We start from the raw sequence: 22481 nt of genomic DNA, 5'->3' as shown, positions 1-22481 counted from the left end.
TATGAACCACAAAGAGCGCATGTTGGCTGGGCTGCCGTATCTGGCCAACCAGGATGGGTTGCAGGAGGAGCGAATGAAGGCCCAGGAATTGCTGTATCGGTATAACCAGCTGCCGCCCCAGCGGTGGGGGGAACAGCGGGCACTGCTGGAGCAACTGTTAGGGGAGGTGGGGGAGAACACCACCATGCTTCCTCCTGTGCGCTGCGACTACGGCAAGCAGATCTTTGTGGGAAAAGATGTGTTTATCAATTATAACCTCACCGTTCTGGATGTGTGCCAGGTGACCATCGGAGACCGGACGCTCATCGGCCCCAATGTGTCCATTTATGCCGCCGGGCATCCCATTGACCCAGGCGACCGGGCCACTGGCTGGGAGTATGGGGCAGAGGTGCACATCGGGAAGGACGTCTGGATCGGGGGCAGCTGCTCCATTTTGGCCGGGGTCACCATCGGAGATGGGGCTGTGGTGGGAGCGGGCAGCGTAGTAACCCGGGACATTCCGCCCAACACCATCGCTGTGGGCAATCCTGCCCGTGTGCTGAGGGAGATCACGCAGTCGGATCGAGATCATTGGGAAAAATCAATGAAGGCATAAAAAATGTGTCGCAGAAACCCTTCTGCGACACATTTTTTAGCTATGTTTGGCAATATGGTCCTTCAGAGCCTGGAAGGACTGGGGGCTGAGATCGTGCTCGATTTTGCAGGCATCTTCAGCGGCGATGTCTGAGGGGACCCCCAGCCAAGTTAGCCACTGGGTGAGCAGGCGGTGCCGCTCGTAGATGGTCTCAGCGATCTCACGGCCGGCGGGCGTGAGAATCAAGAAGCTGTTCTCGTCCATGACCACATAGCCGTTATCCCGCAACAGGCTCATGGCACGGCTGACGCTGGGTTTGGAGAAACCCAGGTGTTGGGCCACGTCGATGGAACGTACTGGGCCCTTTTCGCTCAGGGCCAAAATGGCTTCCAGGTAATTTTCCGCAGATTCATGGATTTCCAAATGGATTCACCGCCCTTTCACGCCGTTTTCCCGGCGGCAACGGAATTTGTGCCATTATAGCATAAATTCTCCGGTGGGGCAAGAGCGGGAACGTGGGCTCATCTCAGCTTTTCCTGGTTGACGATACCTTTAAAGGGGGTCATGAGGAGGATCTTGAAGTCCAGGAAAATACTCCAGTTTTCGATATAATAGATATCGTGGCGAATGCGCTCCACAATGGAAGTGTCCCCCCGCAGACCGTTGATCTGTGCCCAACCGGTGATGCCGGGACGCACCTGATGCTTGACCATGTAGAGGGGAATCTCGTCCTTGAACTGCTCCACAAAGTGTGGGATCTCCGGCCGAGGCCCCACCAAACTCATGTCGCCCTTGAGCACGTTGAACAGCTGAGGCAGCTCATCAATGGAGAGTTTGCGGATGAGAGCGCCAAACTTGGTCTTTCGAGGGTCACGGTTGCGGCTCCAGCCGGTGTCCTGAGCGGCATTGACCCGCATGGAACGGAATTTGTACATATAGAAGGGCTTGTTGTGCAGACCTACCCGCTCTTGGCGGAAAATGATGGGGCCGGGGGAGGACAAACGCACCCCCACCGCAGCAAAGAGCATAAAGGGGGAAGTGAGGACAATGAGCACCAGGGAACCCACGATGTCTAAAAAGCGTTTGGCCGCAGCGTAGACCATGTTGTCCAGCGGGATGCGGCGGATATTCATGATGGGCACCCCGTTGATGGAGTCAAACTGGGGATTTGAGGGCATGTATTGTGCATAGAAGGGGACGATGGACAGTTTGACACCTTCTTTTTCGCAACACTCGATGATGATGGGGGTGTAGGAAAATTCCTCTGGGGCCAGAGCTGCCACCACCTCTTCGGGTTGGTAGCGACTGAGTACATAGGCCAGATCATCCAGTACACCCAGATAACCCAGATCTTTCAGCGTGTCCTCCTGGGCCAGGTATCCGTCAATGAGAAAACCTAAGTTGGAATCTGAGGCGATGGCTTGGATATATCGCTTTGCCATGGGGCCGTTACCCAGCAGCAGCACGTGCTTTTGGTTGTATCCCATCTTGCGGAACCGATGCAGCGACAGACGCACAACCAGCCTCTTGCAGCTCAGGGAAAAGAACACAAGGATAAAGTAGAGCACAAAAGTGAGGCGAGAAAAATAGAACTGCTTGATGAGGAAAAGCATGGTTTGCAGCACCACAAAGTTGATGGCGCAGGCCCAGAACAGCCGCCCTATTTCCCAATGGAGCCGTCGGGTACGCAGCGACTCGTAGAGACTCATGGCGCCCAAAGTCACCAAAAAGACAGGCAATATGCACAGAGTTAGAATGAGGTAGTAGGGCAGAGTGATGCCACGGGGATCGAAGGGAAAGAAATGAACACGGATAACATAGGCCACGGGCATACACAGAATGATGAGTAGAGCATCCAGTGCGACGTTGATATAATTCAGGGTGCGTTGATTTTCCTTTATCATGACGTTGAAGATCCTTCCTGGCTGAGTAGTGCCTGATAGCAATCCATGATTTGCCCCTCCACCTGGTGCAGCAGATAGCCGGATACAGCCTGCTGTGCCCTCAAACCCATGGCTCGGGTCTCGTGGGGATGGGCCATCAGTGTGGCGATGTGACGGGCGCAGAGGTCTGCGTCACCGTAGGGGTAAAGTAGTCCCACTTGCCGGGGAGCCAAAAGGTCGTGGTGTCCTTTCACATCACTGGCCACAATGGGACGAGCGTAGTACATAGCCTCCATGAGATTGAAGGGCAGTCCCTCAATGCGGCTGGCGGATACCACGGCATCACAGGCAGAATACCATATGGGCATATCTGCCACCTGACCGGGAAACCGCACCCGCTGGGATACCCCGAGATCTCGACTCAGCTGCTGACAGGCTTCCAGCTCGCTTCCTTGGCCGGGAAGGAGCAGGTATACCTGCTGGGGAAGCTGGGCCAAGGCCTTCAGCAGGATGTGCTGGCTCTTACGGTGGGAAAATTCTCCGGCAAAGAGGAGCACAAAGGCATCCTGAGGCAGCTCAAGCTGCTCCCGCAGCTGCTGCACCTGATCTGGAGAGACTGCGGGTAGTTTTTGGGGGTCGATGCCCATGCCGGGAATGTGCACCACACGGCGGCCCAGCTTGTGGGCTTGGGCGTACTGGGTATCCCACTGGTTCATAGTCATGAGAAGATCGGTGACAGGTGCAGTGAGCCGTTCTGCTGCGCTGAGTACCAGGCGCTTGAGGGCGGGGGTGTCTTGGTCAAAGAGATATCCATGGCAGGTGCACGCCACCAGGGGGCGGTGCCTCATACCCATGACTGCCAGACGAACAAAAAAGGAGGCCAAGGCGGTGTGGCAGCTGATGATATCGTAGTGGTTTTTCCCAATGAGGGCGCGCAGATTCCCAGTCGCAGTGAAGTTGCGGGGAGATGCCATGCTTTTTTCCAGGGGAATGGTGTATGTGTGATGGGCCTCTGGTATCTCCATGGAGGTTCCGCCGCAGGCTACGTCCGCCTGCCAACCTTGTCTGGCAAAGGCCCGGAGGTATGGACGGTGAAAGTTCCAGATGTGGGAAAATGTGGACGCAACAAACAAAATGCGACCCATAAGTACCCCTCCTTAGGGGAAAAAGTATCAAAAATCACGGTGCGGTGGGGGAAAAACATGTCATGTATTATATCATGGGTGGGAAGAGAAAGAAAGAGTGAAAAGGGATATCTCAAGAGAATCTTAAGATTTTTCGTATAAATGTATTCTCTGGTTGTAGAATGGATCGAAATGTGTTATGATGGTAGCCCATACATCGATGATTTGTGACAGGAGGAGATTCTGCGGTGTTTCAGCAAAAGCAGAAGCTGCAAAATTCACTGCTGATTATAGTGGATGCGATATGCTTGGTAGCGGCTTTTTTATTTGCCAGTGTGGTGCGTCTGGAGTTCCGTCCGGACATGATGAACCCCACGATGAACGAGGTGATTGCCAACCTGTGGTTGGTGTTGGTGACCTATTTCTGTGTGTATGTGTTTTTCAACGCAAACCAGGACTTTGGGCGCCGAGACGGATATGAAGAATTTGTCTATATTGTAAAGGTCAGTGCATTTGTGGCGGGAGTCATTGCACTGGTGTTTTTTGCTGCCCACAAGCTGCAATTCCTGACCCGTACCGTGTGGGCAGTGACGGTGCTGAGCAATCTGGTTTTTATGTGTCTGGGCCATTTCCTGGTGAAGAAAATTATCAAAAAACGTCGGGAAATGGGAGAAAAGCAGCATATGTATCTGGTAACCACCCTGGATCGGGTGAACTATGTTCTCGCCCAACTGAAAAGTGGGGAGGAGCTGGAAAGCTACAACCTGCGCATTGCCATTGTGGACCAGGACCTGCGGGGCACAAAAATCAGCGGATATCCAGTGGTGGCCACCCTGGAGGATCTGATGGAGGACCCCCAGCATGAAGTGGTGGATGTGGCCTATATCAACGTGCCCTACGATACCGGCAAATCCTTGGCAGATTATATTGACGGCTTTGAGGAGATGGGCATCCCTGTTCAGCTCAACATCAATATGTTGGAGGGGAAAGAGGGGTACAGCCGTTGCATTGATATGGTTGGAAATCTGCCGGTGGTCAAATTTGCGCCCCGTTTTTTTGACTACAATAAATTGCTGATGAAACGAATCGTTGATGTCATTGGTGCAGTGGTGGGGCTTGTCATCACTGCCGTGGTGTCCATTGTTGTGATTCCCGCCATCAAGCTGGAATCCCCCGGCCCGGCCGTGTTCCGCCAAAAGCGAGTGGGAAAGAACGGACGGTACTTCTACATCTATAAGTTCCGCTCCATGTATCAGGATGCCGAGCAGCGCAAGGCAGAGCTGATGGAGAAAAACGAGATGAAGGGTCAGATGTTCAAAATGACGGATGACCCCCGGGTGACCCGTGTGGGCAAGTTCATCCGCTCCACCAGCATTGACGAGCTGCCCCAGTTCTGGAACATCCTGAAGGGTGAGATGAGCCTGGTGGGCACCCGTCCTCCCACGGTGGAGGAGTTCAAGCACTACGAGCCTCGGCACAAGCGCAGACTGAGCATGAAGCCCGGCCTTACCGGCCTGTGGCAGGTGAGCGGACGCAGCGACATCGAGGACTTCGAGGAAGTGGTGCGTCTGGATGTGGAGTATATCGACAACTGGAACTTGCAGCTGGATGCCAAGATCCTGCTCAAGACAGTGGTTGTGATTTTCAAAAAGGTGGGGGCCAGGTAACAGGTGTGCCCCAGTGGAGAACGTGAAGAAGACTAGGAGTGAGTGAAGATGAAGCACTATGATTACATTTTGGTGGGCGCAGGGCTCTTCTCTGGCGTCATCAATTATATGGCCCGTCAGCAGGGCAAAAAGTGCCTGGTGCTGGAGCGCCGGGATCACATGGGCGGCAACGTGTACTGCGAGGATGTGGAGGGGATCCACGTCCACAAGTACGGCGCCCACATTTTCCACACCAGCAACAAGAAGGTGTGGAATTTTGTCAACTCTCTGGTGGAGTTCAACCGCTACACCAACTCTCCCATTGCCAACTACAAGGGTGAGATCTACAACATGCCCTTCAACATGAACACCTTCAGCAAGATGTGGGGGGTGCGCACGCCCCAGGAGGCCAAGGCTAAGATTGATGAGCAGCGTGCCGTCATTCAGGGCGAGCCTCGCAACCTGGAGGAGCAGGCCATCAGCCTGGTGGGCACTGATATCTACCAGAAGCTGGTGAAGGGCTACACAGAGAAGCAGTGGGGCCGGGACTGCAAGGAACTGCCCAGCTTCATCATCAAGCGTCTGCCTGTTCGCTTCACCTACGACAACAACTATTTCAACGATGCCTACCAGGGCATCCCCATGGGAGGCTACAATGTTCTGGTGGACAAGCTGTTTGAGGGGGCTGATGTGGAGCTGGGGGTGGACTTCCTCCAGCACCGGGAGAAGTATGAGGCTATGGGGGCGACCATCATTTACACCGGCGCCATTGATGCCTACTACGATTACTGCTTTGGCAAGCTGGAGTACCGCACCGTGCGCTTCGAGACGGAGGTGCTGGACACGGATAACTACCAGGGTGTGGCTGTGGTGAATTACACCGACCGGGAGACCCCCTACACCCGGGTCATCGAGCACAAGCATTTTGAGTTTGGCACCCAGCCCAAGACCGTCATCTCCAAGGAGTATTCCACCGACTGGCAGGAGGGCATGGAGCCTTACTATCCTGTCAACGATGAGAAGAACCAGGCCCTCTACCAGCAGTATGCCCAAAAAGCGGCGCAGGAAAGCCACGTCATTTTCGGAGGGCGCTTGGGTGAATACAAGTACTACGACATGGACAAGGTGATTGAGTCTGCCATGAATTTGTGGGAGCGGATGGAAAAATGACGTACACCATTATAGTGGCCACCCATAAGCCCTATCAAATGCCTCAAGACCCCTGTTATCTTCCCCTCCATGTGGGAAAAGCGGGGAAGCAGGATCTGGGCTTTGCCGGAGATGATACGGGGGAGAATATTTCCACGAAAAACCCGTATTACTGTGAGTTGACCGGCCTGTACTGGCTGTGGAAAAACAATCAGTCTGATTATAAGGGACTGGTTCACTACCGCCGCCATTTTGGTTCGGGGGTAAAAAGCAAAGATCCTTGGGAGCGGATTCTAAATCAGACGCAGCTGGAGCGTTTGCTCACCACGAGTGACATTCTACTGCCTCGGAAGCGGCGCTATTATATTGAGACCCTCTATTCCCATTATTCCAACACCCATTACCGGGAGCACCTGGATCTGACCCGAGCTATCATCGGGGAGCAGTGCCCTCAGTATCTGGATGCGTTTGACCGAGTGATGAAGCGCACGTGGGGCCATATGTTCAATATGTTCATCATGTCCGCTGAGAAATCCGATGCCTACTGCGCCTGGCTATTCCCCATTTTGGAACAGTTGGAGGATCGGGTGGATTACAAGAGTCTGGATCCCTTCCAGGCTCGACTTTTTGGTCGAGTCAGTGAACTGCTGCTGGATGTGTGGCTGGAGACCCAAGGGTACAGCTATCAGGAGCTGCCCCTGGTCTCTCCGGAGCCTGTGAACTGGTGGCGTAAGGGAACTTCCTTCTTACGGGCGAAGTTTTGCAAACGGAAATATCAAGGCAGTTTTTGATGTGAGGGGAAGAACTTCATGGGAATGAAGCATAAGCTAAAACAACTGCTGCGTGTGGATGAAATGGGATGTAAAGAATCACAGCAGCTTCTGGATGAAATCAACGGGTATGCTGCGGTCTCCTTTGACATTTTCGACACCCTTTTGAAGCGAGATGTTTCCTCTCCAACCCATGTATTTCGGGAGATGGAGAGACAGCTGCAAGGAGATAGCGGCAATACCAACTCCTTCGTTCAGGCCCGAATCAAGGCGGAGGAAAAGGCTCGAGAGATGACCGGAGGAGAAGTCACCCTCCGGCAAATTTATGAGCAGATGGCGTTGCCGCCAACCTGGAGCGTGGATGCACTGGTGGAACTGGAGGAGAACATGGAGATCGCTCTGTGTACTCCCAATCCCATGATAAAAAAGGTGTATGACGCCTGCCTGGCCTCTGGTGTGAAGATCTATGTCATTTCAGATATGTATCTGGCTCCCAGTGTACTGGAAAAAATGCTGGAGAAGTGTGGGTACCGTGGGTATCAAAGGTTGTATGTGTCTTGCCAGGAAGGAGTCTCTAAACGAGATGGGGGACTGTACCGCACCTTTTTGGACAGAGAACAACTCCGGCCCAACCAGGTCATTCACATTGGGGATGACTTGAAGGCGGATGTGCTTCAAGCCAAGAAAAATGGATTGCGAGCCTGTAAAATTCCACGCAGATTGGTGCGAATGGAATATTACGGGGACAATGGCCTGAACCAGGAGCAATGCCGGGACTACAAAGACGTGGCAGCATTTCTTGACAACCGTTTGGAGCGGGTGGAAGACCCCTATGAACGGCTGGGCTTTGAAGTATTCGGGCCGCTGCTCTACGGCTTTGCGGACTGGATTGGGCGCCAGGCTGGCAAGGGCTCCAAGCTCTATTTTGTCTCCCGAGATGGGTATATCGTCAAACAGGCCTATGAGCGGCTCAAGCAGCTGCGTGGTTGGGAGACGGAAGACCATTATCTCTACTGCTCTCGCCGGAGCTTATATTTGCCGGCGCTGTATGGGGCGTGTACTTGGGAGCGTGCCACCCACTATATTTCCGTACACCAGACCACCAAGGCGGATGTGGTATTTGAACGATTCGGCATCTCGCCGGAGGAATTCCGTGCTGCTGCGCAGTCTCTGGGCATCGACCCGGAACAGACCTACTCCAGAGGTGAGTTTAAGACCCATCCTGATGTTTTGCGGCTGTTTGAGTACTTTTCCCCGGTGTTGAAACAGGCAGCCAAAGAGGAATACCAGGCCATGGATCATTACTTCCAGCAGGAGAATTTCAGTGGCCCGGTGACTTTGGTGGACATTGGCTGGCGTGGCTCCATCCAAAAGGCGTTGGAGGAGTTGGATCAGAGCCAGCTCACCCAGCCGTACCAGGTTTACGAATTGTATCTGGCCATTCGCCATGATGCGGTGGTGTCACCGGAACATGCAAAGGGATATCTTGTGAACTTCACCCAGGACCAGGAAATGCTGGAGAGTTTTGCAGCGTACAATGCGCTCATTGAAATGTTTTTCTCTGCGCCCCACGGCTCAGTTACCCGGTATATGTGGGACAAGGAAAGCGGTAAGCCCGAAATTGCTTTCCAGCCCTATGAATACCGGGACGAAGTGGAGCAGGAGCGAAAGGCCTCGGAAATCATGGTCAAACTTCGAAATGGTGCATTGCGTTTTGTTGAGGAGTTTGGAAGCAGTTTTCTGGGCCAAAAGGAGTATTCACCCAGGGTGCTGTACCAAAATCTTCTGCGGTTTGGTGGGCAAGCCAAGCTGAGAGATGCGCAGCTGTTTGGGGATTTCCCCTACCATGACACCACGGTACAGCCGGTGGCAAAGCCCAAATCCCTGGGGCACTACATGTTCCATTTGGGAGAGTTTAAGTACGATTTTGCCACCTCTGCCTGGAGAGTGGCTTTTCTCAGACGACTGTTCAAAATCAACCTGCCGTACTACCGGATGTTCCAGCTGATGTACGGAAGATCCAGGGGGAAATAGGCAGGAAATCAGATGGAGTGATGAAGCACTGTGAGAGTTTTGGAAGTGAATGTGGATGACATTGGCAGAGGGGGCGTATTCTCCTTTGTCATGAACCTGATTCGGAATCGGCAGGATCAAGGGATGTTGGTGGATGTATGTTCCTTTGAAGCCTTCGAGCAAGCCGAGCATATCCGTGAGGTGGAGCAGTACGGAGGAGAAGTATTCCAACTCATCTATCAAGGCCCCAAGGTGTTCAAGCAGCGGGCCTGTGCAGACAATCTGGAGAAGCTGCTTCGGGAAAGAAGCTACGATGTGGTTCACATCCACGCAGACGTAGCCGATAAGCTGCTGGCTTATGCCGTTGCATGTCGGCGTGCCGGGGTACCATATGTCATTGTACATTCCCATTCTTCCGGGGTGGATCACGGACATCGTGCCATAAAGGCAATGCTCCACCGGCTGAGTCGGGGTCGCCTGAATGGAAAAGCGGATCGATATGTGGCCTGTTCCACGTATGCGGCAAAATGGATGTATCCGGATCAGCTGCGCCGGCAGCAGCCGATCACCATTCTCAACAACGGCATTGATGTGGACAAATTCACATGGAATCCCCAGGTCCGCCAGCAAGTACGAGCGGAAAATCACTGGGAGGACTCTGTGGTATTTGGACATGTTGGCCGTTTTGATTACCAGAAGAACCATGATTTTCTCATTGATGTGTTTGCTGCGTTGGCAGCAGAGATCCCCAACGCCAAGCTGCTGCTGATTGGAGAAGGCGGAGGCCAAGGAGAAATTCAAGAAAAAGTAAAACGCATGGGATTGGAAGAACGGGTGGTGTTCTGGGGGACCACCAATGAAGTGTGGAAGCTGCTCCAGGCCATGGACCTCTTTTTGCTGCCCTCCCATTTTGAAGGGTTGCCTATTTCCGGGGTAGAGGCCCAGGCGGCGGGCCTGCCTGTGATTTTTTCCAATCAGATCACCCCTGAGGCGAAGCTGACGGAGCATGTACGCTTTGCGCCCATAGACGGCAGCACTCAGCCCTGGGTGGATTATGCACGAGAGCTGCTGGACCAGCCCAGAGAGGATACCAGCGCCGTGCTCAAAGAGAAGGGCTACGATAACTTCAGCAGCATTCGGGCGTTGGAAAATCTCTATCATCCATCCAGATCAGCGAATCAAAAGTGAGGGTACGTTATGTCTGTTTACATTGCCACACACAAATCCTTTACGCCTCCACACTTGGACGAGGGATACATCCCCCTTCAGGTGGGAGCAGCGCTGCACCCTCACCTGGGGTTCCATACCGATGACGTGGGGGAAGAGATTTCCGAAAAAAACCCCAACTACTGTGAGTTGACCGGCTTGTACTGGGTGTGGAAAAACGATACAGACAGCGATATCAAGGGACTTGTCCACTATCGCCGCTATTTTACCACAAGCCAATTTTCCAGCTCCCAGAAGGGGTTTTTGAGCAGCAGTGAAATAGCAAAGACGCTGGAAAACTACGATATCATTCTGCCCAAACGGGAGTGGCTCAAGCAAAATGCTTGGGACGAGTACCATATGCTGTGCGGGAAGGAGCAGGATTTGCACCGGGTGGAGCAGATCATTCAGCGCCAGTGCCCGGAGTATCTGCCTGCATTCCACCAGTATTTTCAGGGGAATCGTTCTCACCTGTTCAACATGATGATCTGTAAAAAAGAGGTGTTTGATGCCTACTGCCAGTGGCTGTTTGACATTCTCTTTGCCTTGGAACAGGAAGTAGATCTGTCGGATTACACCCCATATCAGCAGCGAATCTATGGGTTTATGTCAGAACGTCTTCTGAATATTTGGGTGCTGCACCATCAGCTGCGTGTGAAGGAATATCGCACGGTGAATACCGAACTGTCCAGGGGGCAGCGGATGTGGATCTTCCTGCGCAGATGGAAAAATCGAGGGGTGTATCGCTGGAAGAATAAGGCGAGGAATGGAGAGAACGTCTAAATGTGCCCGGTGCAACGGGTGTACATGGATAAGGAGACTGTGTGGAATGAAAAAGAAAGCAGATACTGCATCTACCCTGGAACGAGTCAATAGTTGGCTGTTTTGGGTGGCCTATGCTGTATGGATTGGGATGAATATTTTTGTAGATTCTGCCTACGAGCGTCAGCCGTGGTTTGATGCCGTATTTTCTGTGGGCAACTGGATCTGCCTGTTGATTTTGCTGGGCCACCTGGTTACAAAGAGATGGTCTGCAAACAGAGTGTTACCCATTGCAGTCGTGGCCTTGGTTTTCCTGTGTTCTGCGTATCACTCAGGGCTGATGAGAATTTTGATTACCTTCCTTTTTGTCCTGGCGGCCTGCGACGTGGACTGGAAACGCTTGATTCGGGTGTCTATGTTTGTGGCGTGCGGGTGTGTGATCGTGATCCTGCTCAGTGCAGCCGTGGGGATTCTGCCTCGGGAGACCATTCTGCGGGAGGACGGGTCGGTTCGATATTATCTGGGATTTAGTTATACATCTTTGCTGGCCAACTACTTTTTTCACATTCTCCTGATGTTTCTCTATGTCAAGAAGGAAAAACTTCGCCTTTGGGGATATGGCATCATTATTTTGCTCAACGTGGCCATTTATTTGCTTACGGACACCCGTGCTGTTTTTGCACTTGTTTTCTTGGTCTTGGTTGGAGCTTTTTGTTTGGAACGAGTGTCTATTCCCAGCGAGAAACCCTGGTTTCGTCTCACGGTTGGAAACGTGTTTGTGTTTTGTGCGGTGATTGCTCTGATTTTGATTGCGTGCTACGGGTCGGGGAACACCCTGGTAATGCGCCTGGATAAGCTGCTTTCAGGACGCTTAATGTATGGACATCAAGCCGTCAAAACCTTCGGCTTGTCCCTGTTTGGAGATGCGATTCCCTGGTACTCCCAGTATGATGGCAAGCAGCCCTTTATGTGGGTGGACTGTGCCTATCTGAACATTGCCATGAACTATGGGGTGGTTGTGCTGGTATTGGTATGCGCAGGATTCACCTGGCTGACCAGAAAGGCCGTCCGAAGCATGGATGGCATGCTGGTGTTGGCGTGTGTGTTTTTGGCCTTGCACAGCATCACGGATCCGCAGTTGTATATGCCTTGGTACAATCCCTTTTTGCTCCTCTTGGGCAGACTGTTTTATGATGAACAGGCCAAAGAGATTAAAATTTGGAAGGTAAAAGACACAGTGCAAACCTTGACGGAAGAGTTTGTGGGGGGATGGAGCAGGATTCGCTCGTCACTGAGAAGATGGGGAGAGTGAACCATTTGAAATCCATCAAATTCAACTTTATCATGAACAGCATCCTCACGATGTCTGCCATGATTTTCCCCGTGATTACATACCCCTATGTGAGCAAGATCTTGGGGCCCCAGGGGATCGGCACCGTGTCCTTTGCCAACTCCGTGGTCACCTACTTTTCCATGTTTGCCCAGCTGGGCATTCCCACCTACGGGATACGAGCTTGTGCCAAGGTACGGGACGATCGGCAGGAGCTGTCCCGGGTGACCCATGAGATCTTATCCATCAACCTCATCACCTGTGTAATCTCTTATCTGCTGTTTTTCCTGAGCGTACAGATGGTACCTCAGCTGCGGGAGGAAAAGACACTGTACGTGGTGATGAGCTCCATGATCCTCTTCAACTGTTTTGGAGCGGAGTGGCTGTACAAAGCCATGGAGCAGTACCGATATATCACCCTGCGTTCGGTGCTGTTCAAATTTATCGCTCTGGTGGGGATGTTCCTGCTCATTCGGGAAGATGGAGATTATGTGATCTACGGTGGTATTACCATCTTTGCCTCAGTTGGCTCCAATGTGCTCAATCTCATCAACATGAAGTGGCTGGTGGATTTGAAGCCGGTGGGAGGTTATAACTTCCGCCGACACCTCCGCCCCATTTTCGTGTTTTTTGCCATGTCCATAGCCACTACGGTGTACACCAACATGGACAATGTGATGCTGGGTTTCATCCGTGGAACCACGGAAAATGGCTACTATGATGCGGCAGTGAAGATCAAGAACATCCTGGTGGGGGTGGTGGCCTCCCTGGGAACGGTGCTGCTGCCCCGGATGTCCTACTATGTGGAGCGGGGGGAGCGGGAGGCGTTTGCCAAGGTGACGGAGCGTGCACTGCGCTTTGTGTTCTTGCTCTCCCTCCCTTTGTGTGTGTACTTTATGCTCTTTGCCCGTCCCTCCATTTATTTGCTATCAGGGACAGCCTTTGAGGCATCCATTCTCCCAATGCAGCTGATTATGCCAACACTGGTGTTCATTGGACTGACCAACATTATGGGCATTCAGATCTTGGTACCCATGGGAAGAGAAAAGCAAGTGCTCATTTCGGAAATCATTGGGGCAGCGGTGAACATAGCAGCCAACAGTCTGTTGATTCCTGGCATGGGTGCAGCTGGGGCTGCGATTGGCACAGTGATGGCGGAAATTGCAGTGTTTATTGTGCAGTTGTATGGACTGCGTAAGATCATACTGGGAGCTTTCCGCAAGCTCTCCTATGGGAAAGTAATCATTGGCGTAGTGGCAGGCGGATTGGTAAGCGCCTGGGTCTTGCACACATCCTGGCATTCATTCTGGATGTTGGCTGTTTCTGCGGTTCTGTTTTGGGGTGTGTATGGTATTCTGATGCTGGTACAGAAGGAGCCACTGACGACAGAACTATGGGGTCAGATCCTGGGGCTTCTGAAAAAGCGCATCAGAGGCTGAGTTGAAAGCAAATTCGGCATAACAACCAAGGGATGCCTGTGAAAGGAAAATAGATTTTTCTTTTTCTGGAGTACTCGTGGGTGTGAAATGGGTTGAACGAAGGGAAAATATTTGATAATATACTTAGATGACACTGAGACAAGAGGTGGGAAGTAGCAGAATGCAAGGCAGTAAATACGGTATGCCTTGCCCACACCGGAAGGGGATGGCTGCGAATATGGACAAGCCCTTGGTTTCCATTCTCATGGGAGTCTATTACAAAAGGCGGGATTTGACATTCCTGCATCGAAGTATATCATCTATGCGGGAACAGACCGTAACAGATTTTGAATTTTTAATTTGTGATGACGGCTCATCTCAGGAGGCAATGGCCTATTTAGACGAAGTTGCCCGTGAAGATCCTCGGATTCGACTCATTCGACAGGGGCATTTGTATACGCTGCCGGAAAAACTCAATGCTTGTTTGAAGTTAGCCAAAGGTGTATACATTGCCCGCATGGACGATGATGATTATTCCTTTCCCCAGCGCCTGGAACAACAGCTTGAGGTATTAAAACAAAATCCTGAGTTGGCCTTCGTGGGTTGTAACGTGGGATTGGTTCGGGACTTGCACAGGGTGGGAGTGCGTCAACTGCCAGAACGGCCCTCTGTGGAGGATTTTTATTTTGTTCAGCCCTATATTCACCCTACACTGGTATTCCGTGGTGATGTACTGCGAGAGGTAGGGGGATACAGCCAGGAAAAGCACTGCGTGTTGTGCGAGGACTACGACCTTCTGTTGCGGTTATATGCCCAGGGATATGTGGGTGGAAATTTGCAGGAGGTACTGCTGGATTACACGGTAGCGGAGGCTGGGAAATCGGGCCGAAAAATGAAGCACCGCTGGAACGAGGCGGTGACCCGGTTTTACCGATTCCGCCAACTCCATGTATTGACCAAGGCGTGGCCCTATGTGATAAAGCCTTTGGCAGTGGGGATGATTCCCCAGTCGTTGGTGGCCAGACTGCAGGCGATTCGGGGACAGACAAGATGATGAAAAAAAGAATACTGATAACGACTAGTACCTATTTTCAACTGATTGTTGCGGTACACCTGAAATTGACTCAGTTTGGACAGGACGATGTAGACGTAATTATCACCCAGCACTCAACGGGGTGTGAGGGTGTGGCAGAGCGCTTGAGACAGACTGGGATATTCCGGTCTGTCTTCTATGTGCCTGATCGAGACGGTCGGGACGAGAAGCATGTGTGGGAAAAGGTCATGCGGTATGTCAGAACCAGAGTGGCACCCAGGCATGTATTGCATCAGATGGTGGAGCTGAATGGGGACTACGATATGTTCCTGTTTAACAACGCCAGCTTGCTTACCCACTTGCTTTGGCGCACCTTGGGCAGGCATATCAAATGCTACCGATTTGAAGAGGGGTTTAGTACCTATACACGGCCGGTGCTGGAAAAGTCCCCCGCCAGGCGATGGATGATTCGAGGGGCATTTGGCGACATTGAGCGGGCTATCCAGGGGCTGTATTTGTTTCACCCGGAGCTGTTCCGGCAGAAGGTGGACTATCCGATTTTGAAGATGGAGCCAATGTGCCGGGATATCGATCAACTGCGCCGGGTGCTGAATGATGCGTTCGAATATCCGTCACACGGTGTGGATCTGAGCCAGGAGTATATTTTCATGGAGGAGTCCTTCAGTGCTTCTGGTGTGGTGATGGATGATGTGGAGCTGGCCCAGGCGGTGGCTGACGTGGTGGGACGTGAGAACCTCATGGTTAAGCTGCATCCTCGCAGTACAGGGGAAGCCTTCATGGCCAGTGGACTTTCCATCAGCAAAGCCAGCTCCGTGCCCTGGGAGCTGGTGATGATGAATCAGGATCTCACGGGGAAAAAACTGCTTACAATTACCTCTGGAAGTGTCTTGGCTGGAACGTTATACTTTTCTCAGCCTGTGGAGGCATATCTGCTGTTTCGCTGTGTAAATGGCATACCGCCGATGCTGGATGCAGCGTACTTGAAGTATCTCGAGGATCTTTCTGCGCAGACCGAGCGTCTGCATATTCCTGAACATCGAGAGGAGTTTCTTCATGAACTGCGGAAGAGGATTCAGAGAAAAAATTGAGGAGCTAGTTGCATGAATGTGTTAGTTGTGCTGGACAAGGATGGACCAAATCTTTTTTTAGAGAATATTGTAAGAGAACTGGAGCAACGCCACTCTCTGAGAATTTTTGCTGGCTTCTTCGACGAGAATAGCTTACGGATGTTTTCCGATCTGAAGACCGAGATTCAACCGTGGAGTGCGTGTTCAGAGGAGGATCGTCAGTGGGCGGACTGTGTGTTCTGCCCGGTTCAATCCATTGCCAAAGTGTTGCACTGGGACAAGTACATTTTCTCTTTCTGCAACATGAACCCGCTGTTTGATGTGGTGCGGGGCGTTGATTTTGTGTTTACACTGAATGCACCCCGGGAGCAGCAAATCCCATATTTTGCATCCATGCCCATTGGAATGCCGAAAAATGATGTTCCGCCTCAGGAAAGTGTGGAAAGAGGTAAGGAGAAGCGGTTCTTATTTGTGGACAGCGGACATTTTCCCTTTGGTGAAACGGGAAAACGTCAGCTGGCGGAGATGCTTTTGAAGGTGTGTCGGGCCTATCCAGACACCCAGCTTTGGGTTAAGCCCCGCTGGATGCCCGGCGAGAAACTTTCCAGCATGACCCATCCCAATGCCCTTCACTTATATGATGTGCTGCACCAGTGTTGTCCGGGGGGATTGCCTGAGAATTTGGTGTTGCTCCAGGAGCACCGCAATTTGCAGCAGTTGGTGGATGACAGCGACTGCGTGATCACCATGTGCAGCACTGCCTATTTGGATGTGGCTTTGCGCAACAAGCCTCTGGTGATTGTCAAGGGCTTGGACAACGAAGATATGTACCAGGTACGAAGCACATATTTTGATGCAGTGTACCAGGAAGCGGAGAAAACCGGATGTGTGGTGGATTATAAAGACATCCTGTCTGTGCTTCCAGAGGGAAGAATCTGTGACAAGAACGTGTTGGAGCACGTATTTTCCCACACCACGGGCGCATCACAGCGAGCTGTGGAAGTGATGGAATATGTGCATGAGCATTACCTTGTGCACGGAACCTATCCGCATCCCCAAACGTATAGTTACGAGGGATACCGGGAACAGTTGGAAAATAGGCCGGGCGTGGATAGGAACACGATTATGGCCAACCGCTTTTTTTGCGCAACGGGAAATTGCTTGGCGCAAAACGCCAGTATATCCGCTAACATCGATTGGATGGAATTTGAACAAATGCGCATGAAAATGTGTTTGGCTTGTGATCAGACTGGGAAGGCCTATAAGCAGCTGCGCACGAAAATAACGGAAGCCAAAGCCGACTATATCATAGCCCATGAGGCAGAAATGAAGAATGATGTGGACAGATCCTATGTCTATGAGGCTATGTATCAGAGAAAACGATACTATGAACTGTTGAAAGCAGTGGAACAGGAGACACGCCCACACGAGACCCTGCACTGCTATGCTGGGCTGATCCACTACGGATTGGAGCAGTACGGCATGGCTATGGAGCACTTAATGGCTTATGCAGACGCAACAACAAGCCGAATGTACACCAAATACATTACAGATCATACTTCCTATAGATTAGAAGCGTACGTTTGTCTGCTTGACTGCCTGAGACGAGAAAAAAATGTCAGGCTACTTGATTATTTGCAGCAAGGGTTGGAGGTTTTGAAGGACTATCCACCGCAGTGGCGTAAGGGAGAGGAAATGCTGTGTGTAGCTGGGGTGGACGCATCCATAGCACAATGGCTGTCGAGGGCACTTGCAGAACAGCCGATGAGTACCGGACAAGACACAAGTGTTGCGCCCAAGAAAAAAAATCTCACCCTGAACAGGAAATTAGCTCGAACAGCATTAAAGAAGCTAAAGGCCATCATTAAAAAGCTAAAGGCCATCATTAAAAAGCTAAAGGCCATCATTAAAAAGCGAGCTATACCTCAGCAGCGCAAGCGGATGAAACTGGCTTATCGTGGGCTTCGGCGGAAGCTGCACCTGTTCAACACCCACGAGCGACAGATTCTGGAGATGAAAAACCGCTACCCAGGCCAGACCTGTTTTATCATTGGAAACGGACCCAGCCTGAGGGTGGAGGATTTGGAACGCATTCAAAGCCTGGGATATCCCTGCTTTGCCTCCAACAAGATCTACAAGCTGTATGGTGATACAACCTGGCGGCCGGACTACTATGCCTGCACGGATGCTTTGGTATTTAAGCAGAATATAGCGGACATTCTGGGTAAAATACAGTGTCCGATTTTGCTCCACAGTGAGTTGGAGAAATATGTCCAACGATATCAGCAGTTGTTCGACACCCAGTTGGAACAGATATACTATACCACATATACATTCCGACAGGAGCGGGAGCAATTTTTCCCCCAGGCGGCCATTGTGGAGAGTGGCGGTACCGTAACCTTCACCATGCTGGAATGGGCCTGGATGATGGGATTCCGCAAGATTTACCTCATTGGCTGTGACCATAGCTATGGAGCTTTCCAAAACAGAAAGGATCCTACCCAGTCCTTTGCCGTAGATGCCAGTGTCAACAACGATTACTGTGCCAAGAACTACATGCGCCCCGGGGAAAAAATGAATGTGGGCGATCTGGACAAGTCTACCAGAGGATATGCTCAAGCCCGGGCATATATCGAGGCCCATGGCGGAGAGATCTACAATGCCACCCGAGGCGGCATGCTGGAAGTGTTCCAGCGGGCGGATCTGGACGAAGTTCTGCAAAATAAACAGGAGAAGTAAAAACATACAAAGGGTGAAATTCAATGAAAACAGTTGCATTTGTTCCCATTAAACTCAACAGCCAGCGGGTGAAGAACAAGAACATTCTTCCCATTGCAGGCCATCCTCTGTGCTGGCATATTTTCCATGCCCTGCTGCAGGTGGAGGAGATTGATGAGGTGTACTGCTATTGCAGTGATGAGGCGGTGAAGCAGTACATTCCCGAGGAGGTCACCTTCCTCAAGCGTGACCCTGTGCTGGACGGCCAGCTGGTCAAGGGCCTGGACATTTACCACCGGTTTATTCAGGATGTGGACGCAGACGTCTATGTGCTGTGCCATGCCACCTCTCCCTTCATTAAACCTGAGACCATCGCCAAGGGTCTGAAAGCGGTGCAGCAGGGTGAGTATGATTCTGCGTTCTCTGCCCAGCGGCAGCAGACCTTTGCCTGGTATCAGGGAAAGCCCATTAACTATGATTTGAATGATGTACCCCGCACCCAGGACATTGAGCCGGTATTTGTGGAGACCAGTGCTTTCTTCATCTTTGAAAAGGACGTGCTGGACAAGCACGGCCGTCGCATTGGCTTCCGCCCCTATATTTGTGAGACAGATGACATTGAATCTGTGGACATTGACGAGCCTGCAGACTATGAGTTTGCAGTAAAAATTGCAGATGGAGTGATGAACAAATGATGAGAGTAATTGCTGGCCCTTGTATGATGGAATCAGAAGAACTGGTTATGACTGTGGCCGATGAACTGGTAAAGATTTGTGAGCGTGCGGGCGTGGAGCTTTGCTTCAAGGCATCCTTTGACAAGGCCAACCGTACCAGCGCCAAGTCCGCCCGTGGTCCCGGCCTGGAGAAGGGCATGGAGTGGATGGCCAAGGTGAAGGAAAAGCACGGCATCAAGGTTGTCACCGACATCCATGAGTCCTATCAGGCTGCTCCTGTGGCTGAAGTGTGCGATATTCTGCAAATTCCCGCATTTTTGTGCCGTCAGACCGACCTGTTGGTGGCAGCTGCCAAAACTGGGCGCATCATCAACATTAAAAAGGCCCAGTTCCTGGCTCCCTGGGATATGAAGAATGTGGTGGAGAAGATGGAGGCAGCGGGAAACCGCAACATCATGCTCTGCGAGCGAGGCACCACCTTTGGCTACAACCGTCTGGTGGTGGATATGACCGGTATCATTGAGATGAAGCGCTTTGGCTACCCCGTGATTTTTGATGCCACTCATAGTGTGCAGAAGCCCGGCGGACAGGGCACCAGCACCGGCGGAAACCGGGAGTATGTGGAGCCCCTGGCCAAGGCCGCCATGGCAGTGGGTGCAGACGGCCTGTTCTTCGAGGTTCATCCCGACCCCGACCACGCTCTGTCTGATGGCCCCAACATGCTGAAGCTGAGTGATTTTGAGGCGGTTCTCAACCGTGTGCTGCGGGTTCGCCAGGCCGTACAGGAGGGTTAATCATGGATTCTCTGAATATGGCAAAACGGGTGTTTGACACGGAGATTGACGCTCTGTGTGCCATGCGTGACAACCTGGATGAGGTGTTTGGCCAGGTCTTGGATCTGATCACCAACTGCAAGGGTAAGGTGGTTCTGACTGGTATGGGTAAGCCTGGCCACATCTGCCGCAAGATGGCTGCAACGTTTGCCAGCTTGGGAACGCCTAGCTTTTTCCTGCATCCCGCCGAGGCCCAGCATGGCGACCTTGGCATGATCGGTGTGGACGATGTGGTAATTGCCATCAGTTACAGCGGTGAGAGCGAGGAGGTCATCCGTCTGCTCCCCAATATTCGTTTGATTGGGGCAAAGATCGTGGCCATTACCGCCAATGCCCAGTCCACACTGGCCAAAAACTGTGATGTGCTGCAGCTGCTCCCGCCCTTTGAGGAGGCCTGCTATATGAAATTGGCCCCCACCTCCAGCACCACCGTGGAGCTGGTTTACGGCGATGCACTGGCCGTGGTGGCTGCCAATCGGTACGGCTTTACAGAGAAGAACTTTGCGCTGTTCCATCCCGCAGGCGCTCTGGGCAAGAAGCTGGTCCTCACGGTCAAAAGCCTGATGGCCACCGGGGAAAAGAACAGTGTCGTGAGCCAGGATGCCTCTCTGGAGTCAGCCATCAACGAGCTGGGCTGCAAACAGTTGGGGATGGTGTGCATTCAGGACGAGCACCAGCATCTGGCCGGCCTGATTACGGATGGAGATTTACGTCGGGCTCTGCATAAAAAGGTGGATATTTACAACCTGGAGACCAAGGACATCATGACCAAGAAACCGTATTATATCCACGAGGATGCCATGGCTGTGGAAGCGCTTCAACTGATGAAGGAGAAGCAGATTTCCTGCCTGCCCGTGCTGGACGAGAATGAGCATCTGGTGGGCTCCATCACTCTGCTGATGCTGATGAACGCTGGCTTGGTAATCTGAGAAGACAGGGAGTTGAGGACATTGGCCATTAAGTTGTTTGCCATGGACGTGGACGGAACGATGACAGACGGCAAAATCTACATCGGACAAAACGGTGAGATTATGAAGGCCTTCCACGTCAAGGATGGTCAGGGGCTCAGTCTGTTGCGCAAAAACGGGGTCAAAACCGCCATTATCACCGCCCGCCGCTCCGAGATTGTGGAGCGCCGGGCGGAGGAATTGGGCATAGATGCCGTGTGCCAGGGTGTTGGTGACAAGGCAGCGGTTCTTGAAGACTTGTGCCGCCAGTACCATATTCTCCCCCAGGAGTGTGCCTACATTGGGGACGACTTGGGCGACCTGCCTGCTATGGAAGTGGCAGGGGTGAGTATGTGTCCTGCGGATGCGGTACCTCAGGTGAAATTGGCTGCGGATATGAGCCTTCCCTCCAAAGGGGGCGAGGGGGCCATTCGGGATGCAGCAGAGTGGATTTTGGGGCAGATGTGAAGATGACAGCCCCCTGTCGCCGTAAGGGGACAGCAACGAAAATAGGACGGTAGGGCGTACGATGAAACAATTCTTTTCCAATTTGAAAAAATACAAGACCTATGCCATGTATTCAGCGGTGGCATCCCTGCGCACCGATGTAAGTGGGTCTTATTTCACATGGTTGTGGTGGATTTTGGATCCGTTTCTTTTCATGTTGGTATACACCTTCATCTCTGTGATCGTGTTTGGAAAGAGCGAGCCACACTTTGTTCCCATGGTATTTGTGGGTTTGGGCATGTGGAATTTTATCAACCGCAGCATCAACAAGAGCGTCTTGTTGGTGCGAGGGAAGAAGGGGATCCTCTCCCGGGTGTACTTGCCCAAATATATCCTCACCTCTTCCATCCTGTTCAAGCATGGCATCCAAATGCTGATTACGTTGGGGCTGGCCCTCATCGTATCGGTGGTGGATAAGGTGCAATTCTCCTGGTACATCCTGTATACCCCATTGATTTTGCTCATTGCCCTGGTTTTGGTGTTTGGCGCCTCCTGTATCGTCATGCACTGCGGCGTGTATGCCCGGGACTTTAGTAACATCATCACGGTGCTGTTGAAGCTGGTGTTTTATCTATCCGGTGTGTTTTACAGCATTCCTACCCGGATCCCCCAGCCCTATGGCAATATTCTGGCCTCGGTAAACCCTGCTGCCATGCTCATCAATGAGCTGCGCAACGTGATGATCTACGCAAAAGCGCCCAACTTTGCTTTGCTGGGTGTGTGGCTGCTCATTGGTATTCTCGTATCTGCATTTGGGGTATCTTTGATCCACAAGTATGAGCAAAACTACGTGAAGGCCATTTGAG

General features: G+C 52.0%; 20 protein-coding genes. 17 read left to right on the top strand and 3 right to left on the bottom strand.

All coding sequences use genetic code 11. The features are described 5' to 3' along the window. Window position 1: 1 nt before the first annotated feature. A complete protein-coding gene (locus H9X86_RS04365) occupies window positions 2-595 on the top strand; it encodes a sugar O-acetyltransferase (protein WP_204900359.1) in 594 nt (197 codons plus the stop codon). A gap of 36 nt (window positions 596-631) precedes the next feature. Here the strand turns inward: H9X86_RS04365 and H9X86_RS04360 are convergent, their stop codons facing one another. The 3 genes from H9X86_RS04360 to H9X86_RS04350 all read right to left on the bottom strand — a co-directional run bounded on the left by H9X86_RS04360 (window position 632) and on the right by H9X86_RS04350 (window position 3602). Further along, window positions 632-997, bottom strand: coding sequence for a metal-dependent transcriptional regulator (locus H9X86_RS04360; protein ID WP_204900358.1), 366 nt, complete (start codon window positions 995-997; stop codon window positions 632-634). Between the two features lie 98 nt (window positions 998-1095). Then, complete coding sequence (locus tag H9X86_RS04355; protein ID WP_204900357.1) at window positions 1096-2478, bottom strand: undecaprenyl-phosphate glucose phosphotransferase; 1383 nt, start codon at window positions 2476-2478, stop codon at window positions 1096-1098. Beyond that, window positions 2475-3602, bottom strand: a complete 1128-nt coding sequence (locus H9X86_RS04350) for a glycosyltransferase (protein ID WP_204900356.1) — start codon at window positions 3600-3602, stop codon at window positions 2475-2477. Before H9X86_RS04350 ends, H9X86_RS04355 begins: the two co-directional genes overlap by 4 nt. A 227-nt stretch (window positions 3603-3829) precedes the next feature. On the opposite strand from H9X86_RS04350, the gene H9X86_RS04345 reads away from it, so the two are divergent. The 16 genes from H9X86_RS04345 to H9X86_RS04270 all read left to right on the top strand — a co-directional run bounded on the left by H9X86_RS04345 (window position 3830) and on the right by H9X86_RS04270 (window position 22480). Continuing rightward, on the top strand, window positions 3830-5248 hold the full coding sequence (locus H9X86_RS04345) for an exopolysaccharide biosynthesis polyprenyl glycosylphosphotransferase (protein ID WP_204900355.1): 1419 nt from the start codon (window positions 3830-3832) through the stop codon (window positions 5246-5248). A gap of 48 nt (window positions 5249-5296) precedes the next feature. After that, window positions 5297-6397, top strand: coding sequence for a UDP-galactopyranose mutase (gene glf / locus H9X86_RS04340; RefSeq protein WP_204900354.1), 1101 nt, complete (start codon window positions 5297-5299; stop codon window positions 6395-6397). Beyond that, window positions 6394-7167: a DUF4422 domain-containing protein gene (locus H9X86_RS04335; protein ID WP_204900353.1), complete on the top strand. Its 774-nt coding sequence runs from the start codon at window positions 6394-6396 to the stop codon at window positions 7165-7167. The genes glf and H9X86_RS04335 overlap by 4 nt, the downstream gene beginning before the upstream one ends. 18 nt (window positions 7168-7185) lie before the next feature. After that, window positions 7186-9180, top strand: coding sequence for an HAD family hydrolase (locus H9X86_RS04330; RefSeq protein ID WP_204900352.1), 1995 nt, complete (start codon window positions 7186-7188; stop codon window positions 9178-9180). Between the two features lie 30 nt (window positions 9181-9210). Continuing rightward, the gene (locus H9X86_RS04325) at window positions 9211-10347 is read left to right on the top strand and encodes a glycosyltransferase (protein WP_204900351.1); all 1137 of its coding nucleotides are present in this window, start codon (window positions 9211-9213) and stop codon (window positions 10345-10347) included. A gap of 9 nt (window positions 10348-10356) precedes the next feature. Then, a complete protein-coding gene (locus tag H9X86_RS04320) occupies window positions 10357-11148 on the top strand; it encodes a DUF4422 domain-containing protein (RefSeq protein ID WP_204900350.1) in 792 nt (263 codons plus the stop codon). Between the two features lie 46 nt (window positions 11149-11194). After that, window positions 11195-12439, top strand: a complete 1245-nt coding sequence (locus tag H9X86_RS04315) for an O-antigen ligase family protein (protein WP_204900349.1) — start codon at window positions 11195-11197, stop codon at window positions 12437-12439. Window positions 12440-12444: 5 nt separating this feature from the next. Beyond that, window positions 12445-13896 carry a flippase gene (locus H9X86_RS04310; RefSeq protein WP_430736088.1) on the top strand — a complete coding sequence of 484 codons (1452 nt, stop codon included), beginning with the start codon at window positions 12445-12447 and terminating at the stop codon, window positions 13894-13896. A gap of 217 nt (window positions 13897-14113) precedes the next feature. Then, on the top strand, window positions 14114-14929 hold the full coding sequence (locus H9X86_RS04305; protein WP_204900348.1) for a glycosyltransferase: 816 nt from the start codon (window positions 14114-14116) through the stop codon (window positions 14927-14929). Window positions 14930-15060: 131 nt separating this feature from the next. After that, window positions 15061-16017, top strand: coding sequence for a polysialyltransferase family glycosyltransferase (locus tag H9X86_RS04300; RefSeq protein ID WP_204900347.1), 957 nt, complete (start codon window positions 15061-15063; stop codon window positions 16015-16017). Window positions 16018-16029: 12 nt separating this feature from the next. After that, complete coding sequence (locus tag H9X86_RS04295) at window positions 16030-18735, top strand: 6-hydroxymethylpterin diphosphokinase MptE-like protein (protein WP_204900346.1); 2706 nt, start codon at window positions 16030-16032, stop codon at window positions 18733-18735. A gap of 23 nt (window positions 18736-18758) precedes the next feature. Beyond that, complete coding sequence (locus tag H9X86_RS04290; RefSeq protein WP_204900345.1) at window positions 18759-19409, top strand: acylneuraminate cytidylyltransferase family protein; 651 nt, start codon at window positions 18759-18761, stop codon at window positions 19407-19409. Next, window positions 19406-20182, top strand: coding sequence for a 3-deoxy-8-phosphooctulonate synthase (gene kdsA / locus H9X86_RS04285; protein WP_204900344.1), 777 nt, complete (start codon window positions 19406-19408; stop codon window positions 20180-20182). The genes H9X86_RS04290 and kdsA overlap by 4 nt, the downstream gene beginning before the upstream one ends. Before the next feature lie 2 nt (window positions 20183-20184). Next, a complete protein-coding gene (locus tag H9X86_RS04280; protein WP_204900343.1) occupies window positions 20185-21150 on the top strand; it encodes a KpsF/GutQ family sugar-phosphate isomerase in 966 nt (321 codons plus the stop codon). Between the two features lie 21 nt (window positions 21151-21171). Beyond that, window positions 21172-21636, top strand: coding sequence for a KdsC family phosphatase (locus H9X86_RS04275; protein WP_243416826.1), 465 nt, complete (start codon window positions 21172-21174; stop codon window positions 21634-21636). 61 nt (window positions 21637-21697) lie between these two features. Beyond that, on the top strand, window positions 21698-22480 hold the full coding sequence (locus H9X86_RS04270) for an ABC transporter permease (protein ID WP_204900342.1): 783 nt from the start codon (window positions 21698-21700) through the stop codon (window positions 22478-22480). The last annotated feature ends 1 nt before the right edge of the window (window position 22481 follow it).

It is taken from the genome of Pseudoflavonifractor capillosus, from assembly GCF_016902575.1.
In the GTDB taxonomy this organism is placed as follows: domain Bacteria; phylum Bacillota; class Clostridia; order Oscillospirales; family Oscillospiraceae; genus Enterenecus; species Enterenecus capillosus_A.
This window is presented reverse-complemented; position numbering and strand designations above follow the sequence as displayed.

Bases quoted from the DNA above. Each gene is read 5' to 3' on its own strand.
- H9X86_RS04305 (WP_204900348.1), top strand. From the start codon at position 14,114: ATGGACAAGCCCTTGGTTTCCATTCTCATGGGAGTCTATTACAAAAGG.
- H9X86_RS04270 (WP_204900342.1), top strand. From the start codon at position 21,698: ATGAAACAATTCTTTTCCAATTTGAAAAAATACAAGACCTATGCCATG.
- H9X86_RS04290 (WP_204900345.1), top strand. From the start codon at position 18,759: ATGAAAACAGTTGCATTTGTTCCCATTAAACTCAACAGCCAGCGGGTG.
- H9X86_RS04335 (WP_204900353.1), top strand. From the start codon at position 6,394: ATGACGTACACCATTATAGTGGCCACCCATAAGCCCTATCAAATGCCT.
- H9X86_RS04315 (WP_204900349.1), top strand. From the start codon at position 11,195: ATGAAAAAGAAAGCAGATACTGCATCTACCCTGGAACGAGTCAATAGT.
- H9X86_RS04280 (WP_204900343.1), top strand. From the start codon at position 20,185: ATGGATTCTCTGAATATGGCAAAACGGGTGTTTGACACGGAGATTGAC.
- H9X86_RS04365 (WP_204900359.1), top strand. From the start codon at position 2: ATGAACCACAAAGAGCGCATGTTGGCTGGGCTGCCGTATCTGGCCAAC.
- H9X86_RS04295 (WP_204900346.1), top strand. From the start codon at position 16,030: ATGAATGTGTTAGTTGTGCTGGACAAGGATGGACCAAATCTTTTTTTA.
- H9X86_RS04330 (WP_204900352.1), top strand. From the start codon at position 7,186: ATGGGAATGAAGCATAAGCTAAAACAACTGCTGCGTGTGGATGAAATG.
- H9X86_RS04320 (WP_204900350.1), top strand. From the start codon at position 10,357: ATGTCTGTTTACATTGCCACACACAAATCCTTTACGCCTCCACACTTG.
- kdsA (WP_204900344.1), top strand. From the start codon at position 19,406: ATGATGAGAGTAATTGCTGGCCCTTGTATGATGGAATCAGAAGAACTG.
- H9X86_RS04355 (WP_204900357.1), bottom strand. From the start codon at position 2,478: ATGATAAAGGAAAATCAACGCACCCTGAATTATATCAACGTCGCACTG.
- glf (WP_204900354.1), top strand. From the start codon at position 5,297: ATGAAGCACTATGATTACATTTTGGTGGGCGCAGGGCTCTTCTCTGGC.
- H9X86_RS04350 (WP_204900356.1), bottom strand. From the start codon at position 3,602: ATGGGTCGCATTTTGTTTGTTGCGTCCACATTTTCCCACATCTGGAAC.